At 66.7% G+C, this 24,859-nt stretch carries 23 protein-coding genes and 1 other RNA gene; 20 read left to right on the top strand and 4 right to left on the bottom strand.

Annotation, left to right across the window (positions count from 1 at the left end; genetic code table 11):
• Window positions 1-80 precede the first annotated feature (80 nt).
• Both rho and trxA read right to left on the bottom strand, forming a co-directional pair.
• Window positions 81-1,343 (bottom strand): transcription termination factor Rho, encoded by a 1,263-nt coding sequence (gene rho, locus U5771_RS22380; protein WP_006478662.1) that lies wholly within the window; start codon window positions 1,341-1,343, stop codon window positions 81-83.
• A 194-nt stretch (window positions 1,344-1,537) separates the two neighbouring features.
• Complete coding sequence (gene trxA, locus U5771_RS22375) at window positions 1,538-1,864, bottom strand: thioredoxin TrxA (protein ID WP_006402348.1); 327 nt, start codon at window positions 1,862-1,864, stop codon at window positions 1,538-1,540.
• A gap of 405 nt (window positions 1,865-2,269) precedes the next feature.
• Between trxA and ffs the strand changes: the two genes are divergently transcribed.
• The 10 genes from ffs to U5771_RS22325 all read left to right on the top strand — a co-directional run bounded on the left by ffs (window position 2,270) and on the right by U5771_RS22325 (window position 11,872).
• Window positions 2,270-2,368: signal recognition particle sRNA small type (gene ffs, locus U5771_RS22370), an RNA gene on the top strand.
• A gap of 142 nt (window positions 2,369-2,510) precedes the next feature.
• Entirely contained in the window at window positions 2,511-4,868 is a 2,358-nt protein-coding gene (locus tag U5771_RS22365) for a DNA polymerase III subunit gamma/tau (protein ID WP_322025979.1), read from the top strand.
• Window positions 4,869-4,962: 94 nt separating this feature from the next.
• Window positions 4,963-5,289, top strand: a complete 327-nt coding sequence (locus U5771_RS22360; RefSeq protein WP_006755698.1) for a YbaB/EbfC family nucleoid-associated protein — start codon at window positions 4,963-4,965, stop codon at window positions 5,287-5,289.
• Between the two features lie 58 nt (window positions 5,290-5,347).
• Window positions 5,348-5,944 (top strand): recombination mediator RecR, encoded by a 597-nt coding sequence (recR, locus tag U5771_RS22355; RefSeq protein WP_044847271.1) that lies wholly within the window; start codon window positions 5,348-5,350, stop codon window positions 5,942-5,944.
• A 48-nt stretch (window positions 5,945-5,992) separates the two neighbouring features.
• On the top strand, window positions 5,993-7,198 hold the full coding sequence (locus U5771_RS22350; protein WP_322025978.1) for a CaiB/BaiF CoA-transferase family protein: 1,206 nt from the start codon (window positions 5,993-5,995) through the stop codon (window positions 7,196-7,198).
• A gap of 222 nt (window positions 7,199-7,420) precedes the next feature.
• Entirely contained in the window at window positions 7,421-8,182 is a 762-nt protein-coding gene (gene surE / locus U5771_RS22345) for a 5'/3'-nucleotidase SurE (protein ID WP_322025977.1), read from the top strand.
• Window positions 8,179-9,108 carry a protein-L-isoaspartate(D-aspartate) O-methyltransferase gene (locus U5771_RS22340; RefSeq protein WP_322025976.1) on the top strand — a complete coding sequence of 310 codons (930 nt, stop codon included), beginning with the start codon at window positions 8,179-8,181 and terminating at the stop codon, window positions 9,106-9,108. The genes surE and U5771_RS22340 overlap by 4 nt, the downstream gene beginning before the upstream one ends.
• Before the next feature lie 5 nt (window positions 9,109-9,113).
• Window positions 9,114-9,995, top strand: coding sequence for a peptidoglycan DD-metalloendopeptidase family protein (locus U5771_RS22335; protein ID WP_322025975.1), 882 nt, complete (start codon window positions 9,114-9,116; stop codon window positions 9,993-9,995).
• 11 nt (window positions 9,996-10,006) lie between these two features.
• Window positions 10,007-11,092 carry an RNA polymerase sigma factor RpoS gene (gene rpoS / locus U5771_RS22330; protein WP_322025974.1) on the top strand — a complete coding sequence of 362 codons (1,086 nt, stop codon included), beginning with the start codon at window positions 10,007-10,009 and terminating at the stop codon, window positions 11,090-11,092.
• Between the two features lie 3 nt (window positions 11,093-11,095).
• Entirely contained in the window at window positions 11,096-11,872 is a 777-nt protein-coding gene (locus U5771_RS22325; RefSeq protein WP_322025973.1) for a 3'-5' exonuclease, read from the top strand.
• Window positions 11,873-11,899: 27 nt separating this feature from the next.
• On the opposite strand, the gene U5771_RS22320 is transcribed toward U5771_RS22325, so the two are convergent.
• Window positions 11,900-12,754 carry an endonuclease/exonuclease/phosphatase family protein gene (locus tag U5771_RS22320; protein WP_322025972.1) on the bottom strand — a complete coding sequence of 285 codons (855 nt, stop codon included), beginning with the start codon at window positions 12,752-12,754 and terminating at the stop codon, window positions 11,900-11,902.
• A 222-nt stretch (window positions 12,755-12,976) separates the two neighbouring features.
• Between U5771_RS22320 and rlmD the strand changes: the two genes are divergently transcribed.
• Window positions 12,977-14,374 (top strand): 23S rRNA (uracil(1939)-C(5))-methyltransferase RlmD, encoded by a 1,398-nt coding sequence (rlmD, locus tag U5771_RS22315; RefSeq protein ID WP_322025971.1) that lies wholly within the window; start codon window positions 12,977-12,979, stop codon window positions 14,372-14,374.
• A gap of 66 nt (window positions 14,375-14,440) precedes the next feature.
• Here the strand turns inward: rlmD and U5771_RS22310 are convergent, their stop codons facing one another.
• Window positions 14,441-15,139 carry a Bax inhibitor-1/YccA family protein gene (locus tag U5771_RS22310; RefSeq protein WP_006761414.1) on the bottom strand — a complete coding sequence of 233 codons (699 nt, stop codon included), beginning with the start codon at window positions 15,137-15,139 and terminating at the stop codon, window positions 14,441-14,443.
• A gap of 250 nt (window positions 15,140-15,389) precedes the next feature.
• Here U5771_RS22310 and ndk point away from each other — a divergent pair, with 250 nt between their 5' ends.
• From ndk to hfq, 9 genes are all read left to right on the top strand, one after another.
• Window positions 15,390-15,815: a nucleoside-diphosphate kinase gene (ndk, locus tag U5771_RS22305; protein ID WP_011352265.1), complete on the top strand. Its 426-nt coding sequence runs from the start codon at window positions 15,390-15,392 to the stop codon at window positions 15,813-15,815.
• A 55-nt stretch (window positions 15,816-15,870) separates the two neighbouring features.
• Window positions 15,871-17,010, top strand: coding sequence for a 23S rRNA (adenine(2503)-C(2))-methyltransferase RlmN (gene rlmN, locus U5771_RS22300; protein WP_014896906.1), 1,140 nt, complete (start codon window positions 15,871-15,873; stop codon window positions 17,008-17,010).
• Between the two features lie 150 nt (window positions 17,011-17,160).
• Window positions 17,161-18,174 carry a helix-turn-helix domain-containing protein gene (locus U5771_RS22295; protein ID WP_322025970.1) on the top strand — a complete coding sequence of 338 codons (1,014 nt, stop codon included), beginning with the start codon at window positions 17,161-17,163 and terminating at the stop codon, window positions 18,172-18,174.
• Window positions 18,175-18,280: 106 nt separating this feature from the next.
• Window positions 18,281-19,585, top strand: a complete 1,305-nt coding sequence (gene ispG, locus U5771_RS22290) for a flavodoxin-dependent (E)-4-hydroxy-3-methylbut-2-enyl-diphosphate synthase (RefSeq protein ID WP_321805566.1) — start codon at window positions 18,281-18,283, stop codon at window positions 19,583-19,585.
• Between the two features lie 21 nt (window positions 19,586-19,606).
• Complete coding sequence (gene hisS / locus U5771_RS22285) at window positions 19,607-20,947, top strand: histidine--tRNA ligase (protein ID WP_322025969.1); 1,341 nt, start codon at window positions 19,607-19,609, stop codon at window positions 20,945-20,947.
• Window positions 20,948-21,002: 55 nt separating this feature from the next.
• Window positions 21,003-21,632: a tetratricopeptide repeat protein gene (locus U5771_RS22280; protein WP_322025968.1), complete on the top strand. Its 630-nt coding sequence runs from the start codon at window positions 21,003-21,005 to the stop codon at window positions 21,630-21,632.
• 40 nt (window positions 21,633-21,672) lie between these two features.
• A complete protein-coding gene (bamB, locus tag U5771_RS22275; RefSeq protein WP_322025967.1) occupies window positions 21,673-22,818 on the top strand; it encodes an outer membrane protein assembly factor BamB in 1,146 nt (381 codons plus the stop codon).
• A 247-nt stretch (window positions 22,819-23,065) separates the two neighbouring features.
• A complete protein-coding gene (gene der / locus U5771_RS22270) occupies window positions 23,066-24,403 on the top strand; it encodes a ribosome biogenesis GTPase Der (protein WP_044848985.1) in 1,338 nt (445 codons plus the stop codon).
• Window positions 24,404-24,557: 154 nt separating this feature from the next.
• Window positions 24,558-24,797, top strand: coding sequence for an RNA chaperone Hfq (gene hfq / locus U5771_RS22265; protein WP_006399927.1), 240 nt, complete (start codon window positions 24,558-24,560; stop codon window positions 24,795-24,797).
• The last annotated feature ends 62 nt before the right edge of the window (window positions 24,798-24,859 follow it).

The following is a 24,859-nucleotide window of genomic DNA, read 5'->3' as shown; positions in this document are numbered from 1 at the left end:
ACGTTCACGTTCAGGTTGGGGCGAAAAAACGGCCGCCGGGCGAAACGCGCGGGCGGCCGTTCGGTGCGGAGCGAGGGCGATCAGCCGCCGCGGCGCATCAGGTCGAAGAACTCGGAATTGCTCTTCGTCTGGCGGATCTTGTCGAGCAGGAATTCCATGGCCTCGACTTCGTCCATGTCGTGGATGAACTTGCGCAGCACCCAGATCTTTTGAAGGATCTCGGGCTTGATCAGCATTTCTTCGCGGCGCGTGCCCGACTTGTTCAGGTTGATCGACGGATAGACGCGCTTTTCCGCGAGACGGCGCTCGAGGTGCACTTCCATGTTGCCGGTGCCCTTGAACTCTTCGTAGATCACGTCGTCCATGCGGCTGCCGGTTTCGATCAGCGCGGTGCCGATGATCGTCAGCGAACCGCCTTCCTCGATGTTGCGCGCCGCGCCGAAGAAGCGCTTCGGACGCTGCAGCGCGTTCGCGTCGACACCACCCGTCAGCACCTTGCCCGACGCCGGGATCACGGTGTTGTACGCGCGCGCGAGACGCGTGATCGAGTCGAGCAGGATCACGACGTCGTGCTTCATTTCGACGAGGCGCTTGGCCTTCTCGATCACCATTTCGGCGACCTGCACGTGACGCGTGGCCGGTTCGTCGAACGTCGATGCGATCACTTCGCCGGCGACCGAGCGCTGCATTTCGGTCACTTCTTCGGGGCGCTCGTCGATCAGCAGCACGAACAGGATGACGTCCGGATGGTTCTGCTTGATCGCGTGCGCGATGTGCTGGAGCATCACGGTCTTGCCCGACTTCGGCGACGCGACCAGCAGGCCGCGCTGGCCCTTGCCGATCGGCGCGATCATGTCGATGATGCGGCCCGTGACGTTCTCTTCGCCGCGCATTTCGCGCTCGAGCGACAGCGGCTTGTTCGGGTGCAGCGGCGTGAGGTTCTCGAACATGATCTTGTGTTTCGAGGCCTCGGGCGGCTGCCCGTTGACTTTGTCGACCTTCACCAGCGCGAAGTAGCGCTCGCCGTCCTTCGGCGTGCGGACTTCACCTTCGATGGTGTCGCCGGTGTGCAGGTTGAAGCGGCGGATCTGCGACGGGCTGATATAGATGTCGTCGGTGCTCGCGAGGTACGACATTTCCGGCGAGCGCAGGAAGCCGAAGCCGTCCGGCAGCACTTCGAGCGTACCGTCGCCGAAGATCGTCTCTCCCGTCTTGGCGCGCTTTTTGAGAATGGCGAACATCAGCTCCTGCTTGCGCAGGCGGTTCGCGTTTTCGATCTCCAGGCCATTGGCCATTTCGATCAGTTCGGACACGTGCAGAGACTTGAGCTCGGATAAATGCATACGGAGAACCCGCCAGGGAGGAGAAGCGACGAAAAGAAATAAGGGAGGAGGGCGAGCGGAAGCGCTCTGAGACTTAATGCGTCTTGTAGACGTTTTTTGATTCTAGCATACGCCGATTCGTGCCTGAGCGGCCGATCGGCGGCTTGACGGCGGACGTGTTGTCGGTTGACAACACGTCCGCGGAACGGCCGGTATTACAGGTGGCTGTCCAGGAATGCGGTGAGCTGCGACTTCGACAGTGCGCCGACCTTCTGTGCGGCGGCTGCGCCGTTCTTGAACAGGATCAGCGTCGGGATGCCGCGTACGCCGAACTTCGCGGGCGTTGCCTGGTTGTCGTCGACGTTGATCTTGGCGATCTGCAGTTTGTCGCCGTAGTCCTTCGCGACTTCGTCGAGGATCGGGGCGATCATCTTGCACGGGCCGCACCATTCGGCCCAGAAGTCGACGAGCACGGGCTTGTCGGATTTGACGACGTCCTGTTCGAACGATGCGTCGCTGATGTGTTTGATCTGTTCGCTCATTGGGTCAATACCTCTTACGGTTCGGGGACTGCCTGCTTGGCGCGTTGCGGCGCTCCGGCGGCCTGTCGGCTGCCGGCCGCTGCGGCAGGTCACTCCGCTCTCCGGAAGGAAGCGGCGTAAGCACTGCATGGCGCGGCTCGCGGGTCGTTCGGGCGTCATATTAGCCTAAATTGCTATCTGCTGCGGGCGGCGATAGTAGCCGCTACGCGAGTAGGGGTACGACGCGCCGTTCGACCGTTGTGTTCCGAAGGTGGAGGCCGGCTCGCAAAATACAAGAGTCACGGCATGCATCCGCGTGCCGTGCACCGGATCGGCATGCGCGCACGCGCGCCGGTTTGCTCGATCGTTCGCATTGTTGCGAACAAACGGTCGCATTTGGCCGGAAGCGGTGATAGAATATGCCGTGACGGGCCTCCTCGCATGGTGGGGCGGTGAACCTGGTCAGGTCGGGAACGAAGCAGCCACAATCGTTTTCCGCCAGTGCCGAGGGTCGGGCTCGTCACCTTTCCTCTCGCCCCGTTCGCCGGGCGATTTTTATTTCTGCGTCATTCTCCGCTGCGTCATTCTCCGTTTTACCTGCGCCTTGCCCGTTTTCCGCACCGTTTCGCGTGTCGGCGCGACGCAGCGTTACTGATACAATTTCCCGATGACCTATCAAGTTCTCGCACGCAAGTGGCGTCCGAAGGATTTCGCTTCGCTCGTCGGCCAGGAGCACGTCGTCAGGGCGCTCACGCACGCGCTCGACGGCGGGCGTCTCCATCACGCCTATCTGTTTACCGGTACCCGCGGCGTCGGCAAGACGACGCTGTCGCGGATCTTCGCGAAGGCGCTCAACTGTGAAACCGGCGTCACGTCGCAGCCCTGCGGCGTGTGCCGCGCGTGCCGCGAGATCGACGAAGGCCGCTTCGTCGACTACGTCGAGATGGATGCCGCGAGCAACCGCGGCGTCGACGAAATGGCCGCGCTGCTCGAGCGCGCGGTGTACGCGCCCGTCGATGCGCGCTTCAAGGTCTACATGATCGACGAAGTGCACATGCTGACGAATCACGCGTTCAACGCGATGCTGAAGACGCTCGAGGAGCCGCCGCCGCACGTCAAGTTCATCCTCGCGACGACCGATCCGCAGAAGATTCCCGTCACCGTGCTGTCGCGCTGCCTGCAGTTCAACCTGAAGCAGATGCCGGCCGGGCACATCGTGTCGCATCTCGAACGGATCCTCGGCGAAGAGCAGATCTCGTTCGAGCAGCAGGCGCTGCGCCTGCTCGCGCGCGCCGCGCAGGGCAGCATGCGCGATGCGCTGTCGCTGACCGACCAGGCGATCGCCTATTCGGCGAACGAAGTGACCGAATCGGCGGTGTCGGGCATGCTCGGCGCGCTCGACCAGACCTACATGGTGCGGCTGCTCGATGCGCTCGCGGCCGGCAACGGCCCGGAGATCCTCACGATCGCCGACGAGATGTCGCTGCGCAGCCTGTCCTTTTCCACCGCGCTGCAGGATCTTGCCAGCCTGCTGCACCGGATCGCGTGGGCGCAGTTTGCGCCGGGCTCGGTACTCGACGAGTGGCCGGAAGCGGCCGACCTGCGCCGTTTCGCGGAGGCGCTGAGCCCCGAGCAGGTTCAGCTGTTCTATCAGATCGCGACGGTCGGGCGTGCGGAGCTCGGCCTCGCGCCGGATGAATACGCCGGCTTCACGATGACGTTGCTGCGGATGCTCGCGTTCGAGCCGGCCGTCGGCGCCGGCAGTGCGCCGGGCGGCCAGCCGGCCGTGCCGCGTGCCGTACCCGCGCCTGCGCCGCGTGCGGCTGCCGCAGCGTCGGCGGCGTCGGCAGCGGCGCCCAAGCCGTCGGCACCGGCCGCCGCCGCGGAACCCGCGCGCCCGCAAGTTGCCGCTCCGGTTGCGCCGGCTGCGCGTCCGTCGCCGGCCCAATCCGGCGATGCGGCGACCTCGCCTGCCGTGAAGCCTGCTTCGACGCCGGCAGCGACTGCGGCCGAAGCTCCGGTCGCGCCGCAACCGGAAGCGACCCCGGCACCGCAAGCGGCATCGGCGAGCGACGTGCCGCCGGCCGTCCGCAACGAACCTGAACCGCCTGTTGTCGCCGCCGAGCGCGACGACGAACCTGCGCCTCTTGCCGAACCGGCGCCGCGTGCCGCGCCGGCCGAGCCCGCTGCGCGTCCGTCGGCCCGCGGTGGCGCAGCCGCCGCACTCGACGTGCTGCGTAATGCCGGCATGCGCGTGTCGTCCGACCGTTCGCGGGCGGGCGCCGCACCGAAGCCGGCGGCGGCCCAGCCGGCCGTCGAGAAACCGGCGGCATCGCGTCCTGCCGTACAGGTGCCGACGCCGCGCGCGGCAGCCCGCGCGCCGCAGGCTGCCGACACGCGTCAGGCTCCGCCGCCGTGGGAAGACATTCCGCCGGACGAATACGTGCCGCTCAGCGCCGACGAGATGTTCGGCGGTGCGGCCGACGATGGCTTCGTGCCCGTGTTCGACAGCGGCCCCGACGACGTGCGCATTGCGCCGAAGCCGGCGGAGGCCCGTCCATCCGCGCCGGTCGACACGCGCCCGCTGCCGCCCGCGATCGCGCTCGATCCGGTCGGCTTCGACGGCGAATGGCCGGCGCTGGCCGCACGATTGCCGCTGAAGGGCGTCGCGTATCAGCTCGCGTTCAACAGCGAGCTGACGGCCGTCGATGCGACGACGTTGAAACTGTCCGTCCCGGTGCCGCAGTATGCGGACGCCGCCCAGGTCGCGAAGCTGAAGGCCGCACTGGCCGACGCGCTCGGCAAGCCTGTCGAGGTCTCGGTCGAGGTCGGGCCCGCGCGGCGTACCGCGGCGGCGCTCGATGCGGCTGCGCGTGCGGCACGCCAGCGCGAGGCCGAGCAGGACATCCATGGCGATCCGTTCGTCCAGCAGCTCGTGCGTGACTTCGGCGCGCGTATCGTCGAAGGCTCGGTGCGGCCGCTCGCCGATTCGGCGCCGGACGGCACGCCGCCGACGCTGCATTGAACGAATCGCTCCGCGACAGGCACAATCACGCCCGCACACATTGACCGGCACGCGCCGCGTGCCGGTTTTCACACGATCAAGAAGGAGTATTCCCATGTTGAAAGGCAACCTCGCCGGACTGATGAAGCAAGCGCAGCAAATGCAGGAAAACATGAAGAAGATGCAGGAGCAGCTTGCGCAGATCGAAGTCGAAGGGCAGTCGGGTGCCGGCCTCGTCAAGGTGACGATGACCTGCCGCAACGAAGTGCGTCGCGTGGCGATCGACCCGAGCCTGCTCGCGGACGACAAGGACATGCTCGAGGATCTGGTCGCGGCCGCGTTCAACGATGCCGTGCGCAAGGCCGAAGCGACGTCGCAGGAAAAGATGAGCGGCATGACGTCGGGCCTGCCGCTGCCCCCGGGCTTCAAGCTGCCGTTCTGAGCGCAGCGCCGGTTCAGCCCCATCAGTCCGTTAAGCCCGTTCAGCTTTCAGCCGCCGTATGAAACAGCCGTCCGCCCTGTCCGCGCTCGTCGAAGCGCTGCGCGTATTGCCCGGCGTCGGGCCGAAATCCGCGCAGCGCATGGCGTACCACCTGATGCAGCACGATCGGGAGGGCGCGGAGCGGCTCGGCCGGTCGCTGCTGTTCGCGACCGAGCATCTGCAGCACTGCGAGAAGTGCAACACGTTCACGGAAGCGCAGATCTGCGAGGTGTGCAGCGACGAGGAGCGTGATCCGACGCTGCTGTGCGTCGTCGAGACGCCGGCCGACCAGATCATGCTCGAGCAGACGATGACGTACCGCGGGCTGTATTTCGTGCTGATGGGGCGGCTGAGCCCGCTCGACGGGATCGGCCCGAAGGAAATCCATTTCGACCGCCTCGTGCGGCGCGCGTCCGACGGTGTCGTCAAGGAGGTCGTGCTCGCGACCAACTTCACGAACGAGGGCGAGGCCACCGCGCACTACCTCGGCCAGACGCTGAAGGCGCGCGGGCTCGCGGTCACGCGCCTCGCGCGCGGCGTGCCGGTGGGCGGCGAGCTCGAATACGTCGACGCGGGCACCATCGCCCGCGCGATGCTCGACCGCCGCACGATGTAAGGCGGGCGCCGCCGGCCGGCGGCGCCGTTCCTCATGCCAGGGAGACACATGAGCACCAGCCAGGGCCCGCTCGCGGGCGTCAAAGTGCTCGAATTCGGGACGCTGATCGCGGGGCCGTTCGCGTCGCGCCTCTTCGCCGAATTCGGCGCGGAAGTGATCAAGATCGAGGATCCGAACGGCGGCGACCCGCTGCGCAAATGGCGCAAGCTGCATCCGGAGCAGGGCGGCACGTCGCTGTGGTGGTCGGTCCAGGCACGCAACAAGAAATCGGTCACCCTCAACCTGAAATCCGATGCCGGCAAGACGATCGCGCGGCAGCTCGCGCGCGAGGCCGACATCGTGATCGAAAACTTCCGTCCAGGCCTGCTCGAGAAGCTCGGGCTCGGCTACGACGTGCTGTCGGCCGACAACCCCGGCCTCGTGATGGTGCGCCTGTCCGGCTACGGGCAGACGGGCCCTTACCGCGACCGGCCGGGCTTCGGCGCGATCGCCGAATCGATGGGCGGATTGCGCCACATCACCGGCTATCCGGATCTGCCGCCGCCGCGCATCGGCATCTCGATCGGCGACTCGATCGCCGCGCTGCACGGCGTGATCGGCGCGCTGATGGCGCTCCACCATCGCAAGGTGAACGGCGGCGCGGGGCAGGTGGTCGACGTCGCGCTGTATGAAGCGGTGTTCAACATGATGGAAAGCGTGGTGCCCGAGTACGGCGTGTACGGGATGGTGCGCGAGCGCACCGGTGCGTCGCTGCCGGGTATCGTGCCGTCGAATACCTACGCGTGCCGCGACGGCAGCATCGTGATCGGCGGCAACAGCGATCCGATCTTCAAGCGGCTGATGAAGGCGATCGAGCGCGACGACCTCGCCGACGATCCGGCGCTGGCCCGGAACGACGGACGCGTGCCGCGCACGCGGGAAATCGACGACGCGATCGCCGCGTGGCTCGCGCCGCGCACGATCGACGAGGCGCTCGTCGTGCTCAACGCGGCCGACGTGCCGGCCGGGCGCATCTACAGCGCCGCCGACATGTTCACCGATCCGCAGTTCATCGCGCGGCAGATGATCCAGCGTTTCAAGCTGGCCGACGGCACCGACATTCCGCTGCCGAACATCACGCCGAAGCTGTCCGACACGCCGGGCGAAACGCGCTGGCTCGGGCCGGAACTCGGCGAGCATACGGACGAGGTGCTGCGCGGCCTCGGCTACGACGCGCAGGCGATCGCCGCGCTGCGCGAGGCCGGCGCGATCTGAGCGCCCCGAGGCCGGGCGCTTAGCGCCCGGCTTTCCCGAGGGGCATCCCGCAAGGGGAGCGCCTTCGCGGCGGAAAACGGCGGGCGGCCCGGCGTTTTCCCGTACGCGCGGAACGTCGCCGCGCAAGGCGGCGGCGCACCGCGCACGCGTCGTGCGTGCGGGCCCGTCGCCAGCCGCCGGACTGTCGCTCTCGCGCCATCTTTCCTCGGTTACAATCGCCGGATGCGAATCCTACTCAGCAACGACGACGGCTATCTCGCCCCCGGTCTCGCCGCGCTCAGCGACGCGCTGCAGCCGCTGGCCGACCTCACGGTGATCGCGCCCGAGCAGAACTGCAGCGGCGCATCGAACTCCCTTACGCTGTCGCGGCCGCTGTCGGTGCAGCGCGCGACGAATACGGGTTTCTTCTACGTGAACGGCACGCCGACCGATTCGGTGCACGTCGCGTTGACGGGCATGGCCGACGCGAGGCCCGACCTCGTCGTGTCGGGAATCAACAACGGCCAGAACATGGGCGAAGACACGCTCTATTCAGGGACAGTTGCGGCCGCCACCGAAGGCATCATGTTCGGCGTGCCGGCCATCGCGTTCTCGCTCGCCGACAAGGGCTGGGACCATCTGGCGGACGCGGCGCGCATCGCCGCGGAAATCGTCGAGCACTATCTCGCGCAGCCGCTGCCCGGTCAGCCGCTGCTGAACGTCAATATTCCGAATCTGCCGTACGACGAACTGAAAGGCTGGAAGGTCACGCGCCTCGGCAAGCGTCATCCGTCCCAGCCGGTGATTCGCCAGACCGACCCGCGCGGCGAGCCGATCTACTGGATCGGCGCCGCGGGTGCGGCGCTGGACGCGAGCGAAGGCACCGATTTCCACGCCGTCGCAAACGGTTTCGTATCGATCACGCCGCTGCAGCTCGATCTCACGCATACGCAAATGCTGCCTGCCACGCGCGAATGGGCGCGCGCAGGAGGGCGGGCTTCATGAGCGGCGAGCGCGCGAAGCGGTTCCCGCTCGCGCTCGAAGATCTCAAGCGAGCGCCACGTAAATCGGAGGGCCGGGCCGGCGAACGCCATGCGGCGAGCGCGGTGCCGAAGGCCGTCGACAAGTCCGCCGCCGTGCTGAAGCCGGTGGCGGTGAAGACGGGCGTCGCCCGCACCGTGCCCGGCACGACCGCCGCGAAGCCGGCGACCGCACCGAAACCGACCGTGCTGAAGCCCGCGATGCCGAAGCCGGCTGCGCCGAGCGTCGCGCCGGCCGGTGCGTTCGCGCTGACTTCGGAACGTGTGCGCGAGCGCATGGTCGAACGCCTGCGCGCGAACGGCGTGACCGACGCGCGCGTGCTGGATGCAATGGCCGCGGTGCCGCGCCACATGTTCGTGGATCCGGGGCTCGCGACGCAGGCCTATGAGGATGCCGCGTTGCCGATCGGCCACCAGCAAACGATTTCAAAGCCGTCGGTCGTCGCGCGCATGATCGAGCTCGCGATGGCCGGCCGCACGCTCGAGCGCGTCCTCGAGATCGGCACCGGTTGCGGCTACCAGGCCGCCGTGCTGAGTCACGTGGCACGCGACGTGTATTCGATTGAACGCATCAAGCCGCTCTACGAGCGCGCGAAGCTGAACCTGCGGCCGCTGCGCGTGCCGAACATCCGTCTGCATTACGGCGACGGACGTGTCGGCCTGCCGTCCGCGGGCCCGTTCGACGCGATCGTGATCGCGGCGGCGGGGCTCGACGTGCCGCAGGCGCTGCTCGAGCAGCTCGCGATCGGCGGGCGGCTCGTCGCGCCGGTCGGCGCGCAGAGCGGGCAGCCCCAGGTGCTCACGCTCGTCGAGCGCGTCGCGCACGCGCAATGGCGGGAGTCACGGCTTGATCGCGTTTTCTTTGTCCCTTTAAAATCCGGAGTGATTTGAAACCGATGAGTATGTTGCGCGCGATGCAAAACAACCGAACCAGGGAACCGCTCACGTTCGCCCAGCGCGCGATCTGTGTGGCTGCGTTCTCAACGCTGCTGGCCGCCTGTGCGACGCGGCTCGACAACGCGCCCGTCGTCGACCGCTCCGGGTCGCTCGGCACGACCGCCGCCGCGCAGCCCGCGGTGCCGCTCGGCCCGCCGCCGCCCGGCTTCTACCGGGTGAAACCGGGCGATACGCTGTACCGGATCGCGCTCGAGAACGGGCAGAACTATCGCGACATCGCCACCTGGAACAACCTGACGAACCCGAACCAGATCGAAGTCGACCAGTTGCTGCGCGTTGCGCCGCCGGGCGGTGCCGCGGTTGCCGGCGCACCGGCTGCCGCGCCGATCGCCGGCGCCGCCGTCGCGACCGCGCCGCTCAGCAGCGGTCCCGCGACGCCGGCCGCGGGCTCGTCGTCGGCGATCACGCCGCCGGCTGCCGCCGCATCGAGCGATACGGCAGCGGCGCCGAACGGCCCCGTGACGTTTGCATGGCCCGTGCACGGCCCGGTGCTGAACGGTTTCGACGACGCGAAGAACAAGGGCGTCAATATCGGCGGCACGTCCGGCGAGACCGTGAAGGCGGCAGCCGACGGCCGCGTCGTCTACTCGGGCAACGGTCTGCGTGGCTACGGCAACCTCATTATCATCAAACACGATGCAACTTACCTCACGGCGTATGCACACAATCGCGCTTTGATGGTAAAAGAGGGGGACGCGGTAACGAAGGGGCAGAAGATCGCCGAGATGGGTAATAGCGACGCCGACCGCGTGATGTTGCATTTCGAGGTTCGCCGGCAGGGTAAACCTGTCGATCCGCTGAAGTATTTGCCGCCTCAATAACCGAGACGACCATGCCGAAATCGAAGCGCCACGAGCCGCAAGCCGAGTCTGAGAAGATCAGTCGTGCCACGCAAGCATCGGTGGAGCGAGCTGGCGCTTCGACGGACGACGAGGACGACGGCGCGGAAAACGAACGTGAACTCGAGGCACGCGACGCCGAGGCGGACGGCGACGACGAGCGCGAAAGCCGGGCGGAAGCCGCGCCCGACGTCGACGATTTCCGCGCATTGCTGCAGGCCGAACTCACGGCCGACACGATCCAGCATTACCTGAACCGCATCAGCGTGAAGCCGCTCCTGACCGTCGAGGAGGAGCAGCGCTATTCCCGTCTCGCGAAGGCGGGCGAATTCGAGGCGCGGCAGGTGATGATCGAGCGCAACCTGCGTCTCGTCGTCAGCATCGCGAAGGGTTACCTGAACCGCGGCGTGCCGCTGCTCGACCTGATCGAGGAAGGCAACCTCGGCCTGATGCACGCGATCGAGAAATTCGACCCGACGCGCGGCTTTCGCTTCTCGACCTACGCGACGTGGTGGATCCGGCAGAGCATCGAACGGGCGATCATGAACCAGGCCCGCACCGTGCGCCTGCCCGTGCACGTGATCCGCGAACTGAACCAGGTGCTGCGCGCGAAGCGCCACCTCGAAAAGAATTCGATGTCGACGGGCGAGGCGGCCGAGCGCCGCGAAGCCAGCATCGACGACATCGCCTATCTCACCGGCAAGACCGCCGAGGAAGTCACCGACATCCTCGCGCTCAACGAGCACACGGCGTCGCTCGACGCGCCGCTCGATCTCGATCCCGCAAGCAGCCTGCTCGACCTGTTGCCCGACGACCAGAGCCAGTCGCCCGACGCCGAGGTGCAGCACCGCGAACTCGAGACGCTGACGCGCGCGTGGCTGTCGCGACTGTCCGACAAGCATCGGCACGTGATCGAGCGCCGCTTCGGCCTGAACCACATCGAACCGGCCACGCTCGAGGAGCTGGCCGACGAGATGGGGCTCACGCGCGAGCGCGTGCGGCAGATCCAGCAGGAAGCGCTGGTGCGCCTCAAGCGGTTCTTCGCCTCCAATGGCGTGCGCAAGGACGCCGTTCTGTAACTGATGACTCCGATTCTCGTTTTTGACATCGAGACCATTCCCGATGTCGACGGCATTCGCCGTCTGGAAGACCTGCCCGCGACGCTCGACGATGCCGCGGTGGCCGAACATGCGTTCGCCGCGCGCCGCGAAAAGACCGGCAGCGATTTCCTGCCGCATCACCTGCAGCGCATCGCGGCGATCTCGTGCGTGTTCCGCGACAACAACGGGTTTCGCGTGCGCTCGCTGGGCGCGCCGCAGGACAACGAGGCGACGCTGGTCCAGTCGTTCTATCGCGTGATCGAGAAATACACGCCGCAGCTCGTGTCGTGGAACGGCGGCGGCTTCGATCTGCCGGTGCTCCATTACCGTGCGCTCGTGCACGGGATCCCCGCGACGCGCTACTGGGACCTGGGCGAGGACGACCGCGAATTCAAGTGGAACAACTACATCTCGCGCTATCACTCGCGGCACACCGATCTGATGGACGTGCTCGCGATGTATCAGGCGCGCGCGAATGCGCCGCTCGATGCGCTCGCGAAGCTGTGCGGCTTTCCGGGCAAGCTCGGGATGGACGGCAGCCAGGTGTGGCCGGCGTTCCAGGACGGCCGGATCGAGGAAATCCGCAACTATTGCGAAACCGACGTCGTCAATACCTACCTGCTGTATTGCCGGTTCCAGCTGATGCGCGGCGGCCTGACGCCGACCGAATATGCGGACGAGATCCTGCTCGTGAAGAACGCGCTTGCGCAGGAGCCCGCGTCGCATTGGGCCGAATACCTGGCCGGCTTCACCGTGTAAAGCGGGCGGCCCGCGCCGCGGCCGCGATCAATCGAGTTCGAGCACGACCGGCTGGTGATCCGACGCGCGCACGTCGCCGTCGATCTCGCAGTGCGTGACGCGCGGCAGCAGCGTATCGGTCACGAACACGAAATCGCATGCGAGCGGCCCTTCCGACCATTGCACCGTGTCGTAGACGCCCGCGGTCGGCGGCGGCGTGCGGCCCGGGTGCCGGGCGACCCACGCATCGACGAACGGCGGCGCGTCGGCGATCGGCTCCAGCACGCGCCGGTACGCATCGCTGCCGAACGCGCTGTTGAAGTCGCCGCAGACCACCGCGTCGCGCGGCTGGCCGGTGGCGCTGAACGGCCCTGCGGCGTTCTCGGCCGGCGCGGGCCGGTCCGCGTGCGCGCAGGCCTCGCGGTGGCGGTCGCGCAACGCGTCGACCTGCGCGAGTCGCTGGCGCGCCGAATAGTATTCGAGGTGTGTCGTGACGACCCGCAACGGGCCCGACGGCGTCTCCAGCTCGACATCGAGCGCGACGCGCGGCATCGACGGCGCGCCGGCGTCGGCCGGCCACGGCAGCAACTGGCGCAGCACGCGCCTGACCGGCAGCCGCGTCGCGATCGCATTGCCGAACTGGCGGCGCGGCGCGCCGGGTTCGAGCGCCGGCAGGTCGGCGCCGATCGCGTCGACGATCGTATAGCCGGGCAGCAACGCCGCCAGTTCGGCGAACTGGTCGGGGCCCGGCTGGCCGGGCAGGGCGCCGAAGCCGCGCGTGACTTCCTGCAGGCACAGCACGTCGAAGTCGCCGAGCCGGCGGGCGGTGGCGACGGTGCGCGGGAGGTCGACGACGCCGTCCGCGTCCCGACCCCATTGAATGTTCCAGTCGATCAGTCGCATGGTCGAATCTCCTGCGAGCAGAACCTGTGCCGCCGGGTGGTCTGGCGAGATGTCGCGCATGCGGGCCGGCGGCGGGCGTCCGGGGCGCATGCCCGCCGGTCGTTCCCGCATGACGCGGCGCGGTAGAGGCATCCGTATCGACGCTTGCGCCACGAAAGCGGGCGATGCGGGCTTTCGTCGTCTACAATCTCGCCTTCTTCAACGTTTTGTCAGGAAAAGCTGGTGTCCGAAGCCGTCCCCACTTCTGCGCGCAAATCGAAAAATGCGCCCGTCGCGCCCGGGCCTGCCCCGGTTCTCGAGATCGAATCGCTCGACATGGAAGCGCGCGGTGTCGGCCGCACGGTGACCGAGGACGGCACGCCGGGCAAGGTCATCTTCGTCGAGGGCGCGCTGCCCGGCGAGCGCGTGACCTATTCGAGCTACCGTCGCAAGCCGAGCTACGAGCAGGCGACCGTTGTCGACATTCTGCGCCCGAGCGTGCTGCGCACGCAGCCGAAGTGCAAATTCTTCGGCACCTGCGGCGGCTGCTCGATGCAGCACCTCGACATGCGTGCGCAGGTGGCGATCAAGCAGCGCGTGCTCGAGGACAACCTGTGGCACCTGTCGAAGCTGCGTGCCGAGACGATGTTCGCGCCGATCCATGGCCCGTCGTGGGGCTACCGCTACCGTGCGCGCCTGACCGTGCGCAACGTCGCGAAGAAGGGCGGCGTGCTGGTCGGGTTCCACGAAAAGAAGAGCAGCTATGTCGCCGACATGACGAGCTGCGAAGTGCTGCCGCCGCACGTGTCGGCGATGCTCGTGCCGCTGCGCCGGCTGGTCGAGGGGTTGTCGATCCGTGACCGGATGCCGCAGATCGAGCTCGCGGTCGGTTCGCAAGTCACGGCGCTGGTGCTGCGCGTGCTGGAGCCGATCAATGCGGACGACGAAGCGCTGCTGCGCGCGTTCGCGGACGAGCACAAGGTGCAGTTCTGGCTGCAGCCGAAGGGCCCGGACACGGTCACGCCTTTCTATCCGCTCGACGTGCCGCTCGACTACACGCTGCCGGAGTTCGGCATCCGCATGCCGTTCAAGCCGACCGATTTCACGCAGGTCAACCATCAGATCAACCGCGTGCTGGTGGGGCGTGCGCTGCGTCTGCTCGCGCCGTCGCGCGACGATCGCGTGCTCGACCTGTTCTGCGGGATCGGCAACTTCACGCTGCCGCTCGCGCGGCTGTCGCGCGAAGTGATGGGCATCGAAGGCAGCGAGACGCTGACGACCCGCGCGCTGGCGAATGCGCGCGAGAACGGCGTCGACGGCCACACGACGTTCGCGTGCCGGAACCTGTTCGAGGTGACGGGCGACGACCTCCGCGCGCTCGGCGCATTCGACAAGTTCCTGATCGATCCGCCGCGCGAAGGCGCGCTCGCGGTGTCGAAGGCGCTGGCCGAAATCGCGCAGAGCGGCGAAGGCCCGCTGCCGAAGCGCATCGTCTACGTGTCGTGCAACCCGTCGACGCTCGCGCGCGACGCAGGGCTGCTCGTGCACGAGGCCGGCTACCGGCTGAAGGGCGCCGGGGTCGTGAACATGTTCCCGAATACGTCGCACGTCGAATCGATCGCGCTGTTCGAGCGCGACTGAGCGGGCGGGCGGCGGACGTAAAAAAACCGGCCCGCGGGCCGGTTTTTTCATGGTGTGCGGCGAACGTCAGTTGCGGTTGCCGCCGAAGATGCCGAGCAGCGCGAGCAGGTTCGTGAACACGTTGTACAGGTCGAGGTAGATCGCGAGCGTGGCCGAGATGTAGTTCGTCTCGCCGCCGTTCACGACGCGCTGGACGTCGAACAGCATGTAGGCCGAGAAGATCGCGATCGCGAGCACCGACACCGTGAGCATCAGCGCCGGCAGTTGCAGGAAGATGTTCGCGACCGAGGCCAGCAGGATCACGATCACGCCCATGAACAGCCACTTGCCGAGCCCCGAGAAGTCGCGCTTGCTGACCGTGGCGATCGTCGCCATCGCGGCGAAGATGATGCCGGTGCCGCCGAACGCGAGCATGATCAGCGACGGGCCGTTGGAGAAGCCGAGGATGAAGCTCAGCAGCCGCGACAGCATCAGGCCCATGAAGAACGTGAAACCGAGCAGCACGAACACGCCGGCCGCGCTGTTTTTCGTCCGTTCGATCGCGAACATGAAGCCGAACGCGATCGCGAAGAACGCGAGCAGGCTCATCATCGGGCTCGTGGCCGCGAACAGCGAGAAGCCCGTCGCGACGCCGACCCATGCCCCCAGCACCGTCGGCACCATCGACAGCGCGAGCAGCCAGTACGTGTTCCGCAGCACGCGATTGCGAACCTCCGCGGTGCTGACGGAGCCGCCGCGGCCGAAATTGTACGGATAGTCGTTCATGGTTTCTCCTAACATTGAACGCATGGGCGTCCGGGGCCGGTTCGGCGCGCGCGGTGTGCGGCGCAGCAAACCGGAGCAGCTATGGCTAAGATACGTTCCGTGCCGCGAGGTTTCAATGGCCGGGCGGCGCAAAAACATATGGATTCGGAACCTTTCACTCGTGTAAGGGTTCAATCGCAATGATACACGGGATCGTGCTACAATAGCGGATTCATTTGAACCTGTAACTTCTTAATTTCTTGGAGTTTTTATGGCAATCGAGCGCACCCTGTCGATCATCAAGCCGGATGCGGTGGCAAAGAACGTGATCGGCCAGATCTACAGCCGTTTCGAAGGCGCCGGCCTGAAGATCGTCGCATCGCGCATGGCACACCTGTCGCGTGCAGACGCAGAGAAGTTCTACGCAGTTCACGCAGCACGTCCGTTCTTCAAGGACCTCGTCGACTTCATGATCTCGGGCCCGGTGATGATCCAGGTTCTGGAAGGTGAAGGCGCGATCCTGAAGAACCGCGACCTGATGGGCGCGACGGATCCGAAGAAGGCGGAAAAGGGCACGATCCGCGCCGACTTCGCCGACAGCATCGACGCGAATGCCGTGCACGGCTCGGACGCTGCCGAAACGGCTGCGGTCGAAGTTGCATTCTTCTTCCCGGAAATGAACGTCTACTCGCGCTAAGCCCTGGCTGGCAACAAGTAGGCAGGATTCAGCGCACGCGGCAAGGCAGCACATCATGACGAGCGAAACTTCCGTCAATCTTCTCGACTTCGATGCCGAGGGTCTTGTCGCGTACTGCGGCAGCCTCGGCGAGAAGCCGTTCCGCGCCAAGCAGTTGCAGCGCTGGATCCACCAGTACAACGCCGGCGATTTCGACGGCATGACCGATCTCGCGAAGTCCCTGAGAGAAAAGCTCAAGGGCCGCGCGTCGATCGTGATGCCCGATATCGTCAGCGATCACGTTTCCACCGACGGCACGCGCAAGTGGCTGATCGACGTCGGAAACGGCAACGCGGTCGAAACCGTTTTCATCCCGGAAGAGACGCGCGGCACGCTGTGCGTGTCGTCGCAGGCCGGGTGTGCGGTCAACTGCCGCTTCTGCTCGACGGGCAAGCAGGGCTTCTCCCGCAACCTGTCGACAGCTGAAATCATCGGCCAGCTCCGGATGGCCGAGTTTGCGCTGCGTGCGTCGCTCGGTCGCGCGCCCGGTCCGAACGGCAAGGCCGAACGGGTCGTCACCAACGTGGTGATGATGGGCATGGGCGAGCCGCTGCTGAACTACAGCGCGGTCGTGCCCGCGATGCGGCTGATGCTCGACGACAACGCGTACGGCCTGTCGCGCCGCCGCGTCACGTTGTCGACGTCCGGCGTGGTGCCGATGATGGACCGCCTCGGCGCCGAATTGCCGGTCGCGCTGGCCGTTTCGCTGCACGCGCCGAACGATGCGCTGCGCGACGAGCTCGTGCCGCTCAACAAGAAGCATCCGCTTCGTGAGCTGATGGCCGCGTGCCAGCGCTATCTGAAAGTCGCGCCGCGCGACTTCATTACTTTCGAATACTGCATGCTCGACGGCGTCAACGACACCGAAGCGCATGCGCGCGAATTGCTGGCCGTCACGCGTGACGTGCCCTGCAAGTTCAATCTGATCCCGTTCAATCCGTTTCCGGAATCGGGCCTCATCCGCTCGAAGCCGGAGCAGATCAAGCGCTTTGCACAGGTCCTCATTGACGCGGGTGTCGTCACGACCGTGCGCAAGACGCGCGGCGACGACATCGACGCCGCGTGCGGCCAGCTGGCCGGCGCCGTGAAGGACCGCACGCGCCTGGCGGAGCGAACGGGCGCAGCAGCAAAGATCATCGAAGTTCGGGCGGTTTGACAGGGAAACCTGGCCGGGGATGCCCGAACTTCTTGGCGGTACAACACGCGAATAGCGATCGGTCGCGGCGCCTCGGCGCCGCGCATGATATGGACAGTTGCGGGAGCCGGCGGCGCCCGCCAGTGAAGAAGAATCGACGCGAGGACAAGGATGAGTGAGCCGCAGCCGACAAACGGCGCAGAGACGAATGCCGCGAAGCCGGCACCGGCGGGGCTTGAAACGCTGGCAGCCGTCGGCAGCCGGCTGGCGCAGCTCAGGGAGGCGAAGGGCTGGACGGTCGACGACGTGTCGGCGCGGCTCAAGGTTGCTCCGCAGAAGCTGCGTGCGCTCGAGGCAGGCGACATCAGCCACTTGCCCGGCGTGACGTTCGCGCTCGGCGTCGTGCGCAGCTACGCGAAGATGCTCGGCGTCGATCCGGAGCCGTTCGCGCAGGCATTGCGCCGCGAGCGCGGCGTGCCGGAAGTCGATCTGTCGATGCCCGCGTCGTCGGGGACGGATCTGCCGCGCGGCCGCGTGTCGATTCCGCTCGGCGGGTCGTCGCGTCATCACCCGTGGCTGTGGGGGACGGCGATCGTCGTCGTCGCGGTGATCGCGGTACTCATGTGGCACACTGGCGGCGATTCGTCGAGCTGGCTCGCGCGCTTCAAGGGCGGCGGCGACACCGAACATGCATCGGCAGCCAGCGCGCCGGCGGCGTCTTCCGCCGAAGAGGCGGTCGCGGGTGGCGCGTCGACGGCCGCCGGCAACGACGCCCCGGCACCGGTTGCGGCATCCGCCGCGGCCCCGCAGGCGGTTGCGTCGGCCGCTCCGGCTCCGGCTCCGGCCGCGGCGCCTGCGTCGCAACCCGTCGTCGCGACGGCCGCGGCGAGCGGCGCGGCCGTGCCGGCTCAGCCCGCGAGCGTCGTGGTGGCGGCCGGCCAGTCGATGGTCGAACTGAAGGTCAAGCAGGATTGCTGGTTCAGCGTGCGCGACAAGAACGGCAAGGAGCTGTTCTCGGCGCTGGTGCGGGCCGGCGAGACGAAGCAGGTCGCCGGCGACGGGCCGTTCAAGGTCACGATCGGCAACAAGGCAGGTCTTGATGCGGTCGCGTTCGACGGAAAACCTGTCGATCCGGCAAAATATTCGGCAGCGCGGGGTAACGTGGCGCGGTTCACGCTGCCCTGACGTCAAGCGCCGTGACGCAGGCCCGTCCTGGACGGGCCGCAAGGGCACGGCGCTTTTTCAATTCATGCGCCGCCTCGCGGCGCATTCCGCGTAAATGGATCTATCGATGCAATCCGAAGCTCAATCCCCACGCAGCAGTCAGATTTGTTCAACCGAGCCGGTGTTCGGCGGGCATCAGCCGCGTCGCGTGTCGCATGCGGTGGATGTTCGTTGGGGCGGGCAGCTCGTGACGATCGGCGGCGCCGCGCCGGTGCGCGTGCAGTCGATGACGAATACCGACACGGCCGACGCGATCGGCACGGCGATCCAGATCAAGGAACTCGCGAACGCGGGCTCGGAACTGGTGCGCATCACGGTCAATACGCCGGAGGCCGCGGCCGCCGTGCCGGCGATCCGCGAGCAGCTCGACCGGATGGGCGTGACCGTCCCGCTCGTCGGCGATTTCCACTACAACGGCCACCTGCTGCTGCGCGACTACCCGGGCTGCGCGGAGTCGCTGTCGAAGTACCGGATCAACCCGGGCAACGTCGGCCAGGGCGCGAAGCGCGACACGCAGTTCGCACAGATGATCGAAGCCGCCGCGAAGTACGACAAGCCGGTGCGGATCGGCGTGAACTGGGGCAGCCTCGACCAGGACCTGCTCGCGCGCATGATGGACGAGAACGGCGCGCGTTCGCAGCCGTGGGATGCGCAGAGCGTGATGTACGAGGCACTGATCCAGTCGGCGATCGGCTCGGCCGAGCGCGCGGTCGAACTGGGCCTCGGCCGTGACCGCATCGTGCTGTCGTGCAAGGTCAGCGGCGTGCAGGACCTGATCGCCGTGTACCGTGAACTCGGCCGCCGCTGCGGCTTCGCGCTGCACCTCGGCCTGACCGAGGCCGGCATGGGCTCGAAGGGCATCGTCGCGTCGACGGCCGCCCTCGGCGTGCTGCTTCAGGAAGGGATCGGCGACACGATCCGCATTTCGCTGACACCGGAACCGGGCGCGTCGCGCACGGGTGAAGTGATCGTCGGCCAGGAAATCCTGCAGACGATGGGCCTGCGCTCGTTCGCGCCGATGGTGATCGCGTGCCCGGGCTGCGGCCGCACGACGAGCACGCTGTTCCAGGAACTCGCGATGCAGATCCAGACCTACCTGCGCGAGCAGATGCCGGCCTGGCGCAAGGAGTATCCGGGCGTCGAGAAGATGAACGTCGCGGTGATGGGCTGCATCGTCAACGGCCCGGGCGAGTCGAAGCACGCGAACATCGGCATCAGCCTGCCGGGTTCGGGCGAGAACCCGGCCGCGCCCGTCTTCATCGACGGCGAGAAGGTCAAGACGCTGCGCGGCGAGCGGATCGCCGAGGAATTCCAGCAGATCGTCAGCGACTACGTCGCACGCAATTACGGCCGCACCGAGGCCCTGAACTAAATTCGTCCACACACACGAACGATGACTGAACAGAAACGCAAGATCGAGAAGCTCACCGGCGTCAAGGGCATGAACGACATCCTCCCGCAGGATGCCGGCCTCTGGGAGTTCTTCGAAGCTACCGTGAAATCGCTGCTGCGCGCGTACGGCTACCAGAACATCCGCACGCCGATCGTCGAACACACGCAGCTCTTCACGCGCGGCATCGGCGAAGTCACGGACATCGTCGAGAAGGAGATGTACAGCTTCACCGACGCGCTGAACGGCGAGAACCTGACGATGCGCCCGGAAAACACCGCCGCCGTCGTGCGCGCGTCGATCGAGCACAACATGCTGTACGACGGCCCGAAGCGCCTGTGGTACATCGGCCCGATGTTCCGTCACGAGCGTCCGCAGCGCGGCCGCTACCGCCAGTTCCACCAGGTCGGTGTCGAGGCGCTCGGCTTCGCGGGCCCGGATGCGGATGCCGAGATCATCATGATGTGCCAGCGCCTGTGGGACGACCTCGGGCTGACCGGCATCAAGCTCGAGATCAATTCGCTCGGCCTCGCCGAAGAGCGTGCCGCGCACCGCGTCGAGCTGATCAAGTACCTCGAGCAGCACGTCGACGCGCTGGACGCCGATGCGCAGCGCCGCCTGTATACGAACCCGCTGCGCGTGCTCGACACGAAGAACCCGGCGCTGCAGGACATCGTGGAGAACGCGCCGAAGCTGATCGACTTCCTCGGCGATGAATCGCGTGCCCATTTCGAAGGGCTGCAGCGCCTGCTGCTCGCGAACAACATCCCGTTCAGGATCAACCCGCGTCTCGTGCGCGGCCTCGACTACTACAACCTGACCGTGTTCGAATGGGTGACCGACAAGCTCGGCGCGCAGGGCACGGTGGCGGCCGGCGGCCGCTACGATCCGCTGATCGAGCAGCTCGGCGGCAAGCCGACCGCCGCATGCGGCTGGGCGATGGGCATCGAGCGCATTCTCGAGCTGCTGAAGGAAGAGGATCTCGCACCCGAGCAGGAAGGTGTCGACGTGTACGTGGTGCATCAGGGCGAGACCGCGCGCGAACAGGCGTTCATCGCGGCCGAGCGTCTGCGCGATACGGGCCTCGACGTGATTTTCCACTGCAGCGCCGACGGCGCGCCGGCAAGCTTCAAGTCGCAGATGAAGCGGGCCGATGCGAGCGGCGCCGCGTTCGCGGTGATCTTCGGCGAAGAAGAGGTCGCGAACGGCACGGCGGGCGTGAAAGCGCTGCGCGGTGCGGGCGACGAAGGGGAAAAGAACGCTCAGCAGACCGTACCGGTCGAAAGCTTGACCGAATTCCTAATCAATGCGATGGTTGCATCCGCCGAAGACGGCGACGACTGATCGCGCTGGCATTCGCTCGACAAGAAAAGCCTGAAAAGGAAGGAATCGCTCGCCGATGAGTTATCACGACGAACAAGAATCGATTGAAAGTCTCAAGGCGTGGTGGGCCCGCTGGGGCAACCTCACCACGTGGATCGTGCTCGCGGCGCTGGTCGTCGCGGCCGGTTTCAACGGCTGGAATTACTGGCAGCGCCGTCAGGCCGCCGAGGCTTCCGGGTTGTACGAGCAGGTGCAGAAGGCCGCCGCCGCGAACGACAAGGCGACGATGGCCCGCGCGGCCGCCGACATGGAAGACAAGTTCGGCAGCACGCCGTATGCGCAGATGACCGCGCTGTCGGCCGCGAAGACGTTGTACGCGGCCGGCGACGCCGCCGGCGCGAAGGCACAGCTGCAATGGGCCGTCGATCACGCCAAGGACGACGAGTACAAGCAGATCGCGAGGCTGCGTCTCGCGGCGCTGCTGCTCGACGAGAAGGCGTACGACGCGGGCCTCGCGCTGCTGTCGGGCACGCCGGTCGATGCATTCAAGGGCCTCGTGGCCGATCGCCGTGGCGATCTGCTTGCGGCGCAAGGCAAGACCGACGACGCGCGCGCTGCGTACAAGCTCGCGCTCGACGGCCTGTCGAAGGACGACCAGTCCGCGCGCCAGCTCGTGCAGTTCAAGCTCGATGCGCTCGGCGGCTGATCCCGGCCCCCTCAACCTCTTAACTCTGCTTCGCTAACCGATGAATTTGCTGAAACGTTACGCTGTGCCCGTAGCCTGCGCGGCGGCTGTCCTGGCATTGGCGGCCTGCTCGTCGTCGAAGGACGCGCGCCGCGTGCCGACGCCGCTCACCGAGTTCAAGCCCGTCATGGACGTGCAACAGGTCTGGAAGGCGAGCGTCGGCAAGGGCGGGCGCTACCTGTTCTCGCCGGTGGCCGTGGGCGACGCCGTCTACGCGGCGGGCGAGAACGGTTCGGTCGAGAAGGTCGACGCGAAGACGGGCCAGACGCTGTGGCGCGCGAAGGTCGGTTCGGACCTGTCGGCCGGGGTCGGCAGCGACGGTAACCTGACCGCGGTCGGCGCGTTGAAGGGCGGTGTGTTCGTGCTCGGCCCCGACGGCAAGCAGCTGTGGAAGACGAGCGTGCAGGGCGAGATCTTCTCGCCGCCGCTGGTCGGCAACGGCCTCGTGATCGTGCGCACGATCGACGGCCAGGTGATCGCGTTCAACGCGCAGACGGGCGAGCAGAAGTGGAACTACCGCAACCGCGCGGTGCCGCTGAACCTGCGCGTGTCGGCCGGCATGACGTTCGCGGGCGATGCGGCCGTGCTGGCGGGCTTCCCCGGCGGCGGTCTGGTCGCGATCAACCTGCAGTCGGGCGAACCGTTCTGGCAGACGCCCGTGTCGTTCCCGAAGGGTGTGACCGAAGTGGAGCGCATCAACGACGTCAGCGGTCCGCCGACGCTCGTGGGTGCCGAAGCGTGCGCGGTCACGTTCCAGGGGCAGCTCGGCTGCTTCGACGCGAACTCGGGCCGTCCGCTGTGGGAAAAGGCGTTCTCGAGCCGCAGCGGTCTCGCGCAGGACGATTCGGTCGTTGCCGGCGGCGACGACTGGTCGGTCGTGACGGCCTACGACGCGGCGAGCGGCAACCAGCTCTGGCGAAACGACAAGCTGAAGAGCCGCGACGTCGGCGTGCCCTACCTGCTCGGCCATGCGGTCGTGATGGGCGACTACAAGGGCTTCGTGCACTTCCTGTCGCGCGAGGACGGCAGCTTCATCGCCCGAATGAAGACCGACGGCAGCGCGATTACCTCGGCGCCGGTCCTGGCGGGCAATACGCTCGTCGTGCAGACTAAGGATGGCGGCCTGTACGGGTTCCGTCCGCGCTGACGCGCACGCAACAGGCGCAATCGCGGTGCGGCGGGCCTGTCCCGCGCGCCGCGGTCGCGCGACATGAAGGCGGCCGGTGTCCCCGGCCGCTCGGTATTTGAAAGGCAGTTCGAAACGAAAGACGACGGCGCGCAACGCGCGCCCGGCGCGCGCATCCGGCGCGGCGCGAATTCGTGATATTTTCATTCAGCGCAGCCGCCCGCAGCAGCGGGCCTCCCGCTGCTGCGCATCACCGTAGAAAACACAGATGAAACCGGTCATTGCCCTCGTTGGGCGCCCCAATGTGGGGAAATCCACGCTGTTCAACCGGCTCACGCGCTCGCGCGATGCGCTGGTCGCCGACTTGCCGGGCCTGACGCGCGATCGCCATTACGGCGAAGGGCGGGTCGGTGCACGGCCGTACCTGGTCGTCGATACCGGCGGCTTCGAGCCCGTCGCGAAGGACGGCATCCTGCACGAGATGGCACGCCAGACGCGGCAGGCCGTCGAGGAAGCCGACGTCGTCGTGTTCATCGTCGACGGCCGTAACGGGCTCGCGCCGCAGGACAAGTCGATCGCCGACTACCTGCGCAAGACCGGCCGGCCGATCTTCCTGGTCGTCAACAAGGCCGAGGGGATGAAGTACACCGCGGTCGCGACGGACTTCTACGAGCTCGGGCTCGGCGATCCGCGCGCGATCTCGGCCGCGCACGGCGACGGCGTGACCGACATGATCAACGAGGCGCTGGAAGTCGCGTACGCGGGCCAGCCCGAGGAAGCGGACGAGGACGATCCGTCGCGCGGCATCAAGATCGCGATCGTCGGCCGGCCGAACGTCGGCAAGTCGACGCTCGTGAACGCGCTGATCGGCGAGGACCGCGTGATCGCGTTCGACATGCCGGGCACGACGCGCGATTCGATCTACGTCGACTTCGAACGGAACGGCAAGAAATACACGCTGATCGACACCGCGGGCCTGCGGCGCCGCGGCAAGGTGTTCGAGGCGATCGAGAAGTTCTCGGTCGTGAAGACGCTGCAGTCGATCTCGGACGCGAACGTCGTCATTCTTCTGCTGGATGCGCAGCAGGACATTTCCGACCAGGACGCGCACATCGCCGGCTTCGTCGTCGAGCAGGGCCGCGCGCTCGTGATCGGCGTCAACAAGTGGGACGGTCTCGACGACCACGCGCGCGATCGCGCGAAAGCGGATTTGACCCGCAAGCTGAAGTTCCTCGACTTCGCGAAATCGCACTACATTTCGGCCGCGAAGAAGACGGGCATCGGCGCGCTGATGCGCTCGGTCGACGACGCGTACGCGGCGGCGATGGCGAAACTGCCGACGCCGAAGCTCACGCGCGCGCTGATCGAGGCCGTCGAGTTCCAGCAGCCGCGCCGTCGCGGCCCGGTGCGTCCGAAGCTGCGCTACGCGCACCAGGGCGGCCAGAATCCGCCGCTGATCGTCATCCACGGCAACGCGCTCGACGCGGTGACGGAAACCTACAAGCGTTACCTCGAAAACCGATTCCGCGAAACTTTCTCACTGACCGGGACTCCATTGCGCATAGAGTTCCGTTCGTCGAACAACCCGTACGCGGACAAGGGCTGAAGCACGTCTGCCACGCACGTCCTGCAACGTATAGGCCGCATGGCCTAGGCCCGGGCGGGGCAGACAAAATCAGCTATAGTGTAGCGATTGGCGCCGGATCTCTTTTTCTTCGTCGCCAATCCAGATCAACCTGCAAAAAAAGATGGAGTACGCCATGAGCAACAAAGGGCAATTGTTACAAGACCCGTTTTTGAACGCACTGCGCAAAGAGCACGTTCCCGTTTCGATCTATCTCGTCAACGGCATCAAGCTGCAAGGGAACATTGAATCGTTCGACCAGTACGTCGTGTTGCTCCGTAATACGGTGACCCAGATGGTCTACAAGCACGCCATCTCGACGGTCGTGCCGGCGCGCCCGGTGAATTTCCACCCGGACGCGGAAGCCTCGTCCTAACCCATCGCAGCGGCCGGCATCCGGTCGCCGCGAGCGACCGATGCCAGCCGCCTTATCTTGAC

Origin of the sequence: Burkholderia sp. BCC1977 (genome assembly GCF_905339595.1) — a bacterium.
In the GTDB taxonomy this organism is placed as follows: domain Bacteria; phylum Pseudomonadota; class Gammaproteobacteria; order Burkholderiales; family Burkholderiaceae; genus Burkholderia.
Note: the sequence above shows the minus strand (reverse complement) of the source record. Positions and strands in the feature narration are given on the sequence as shown.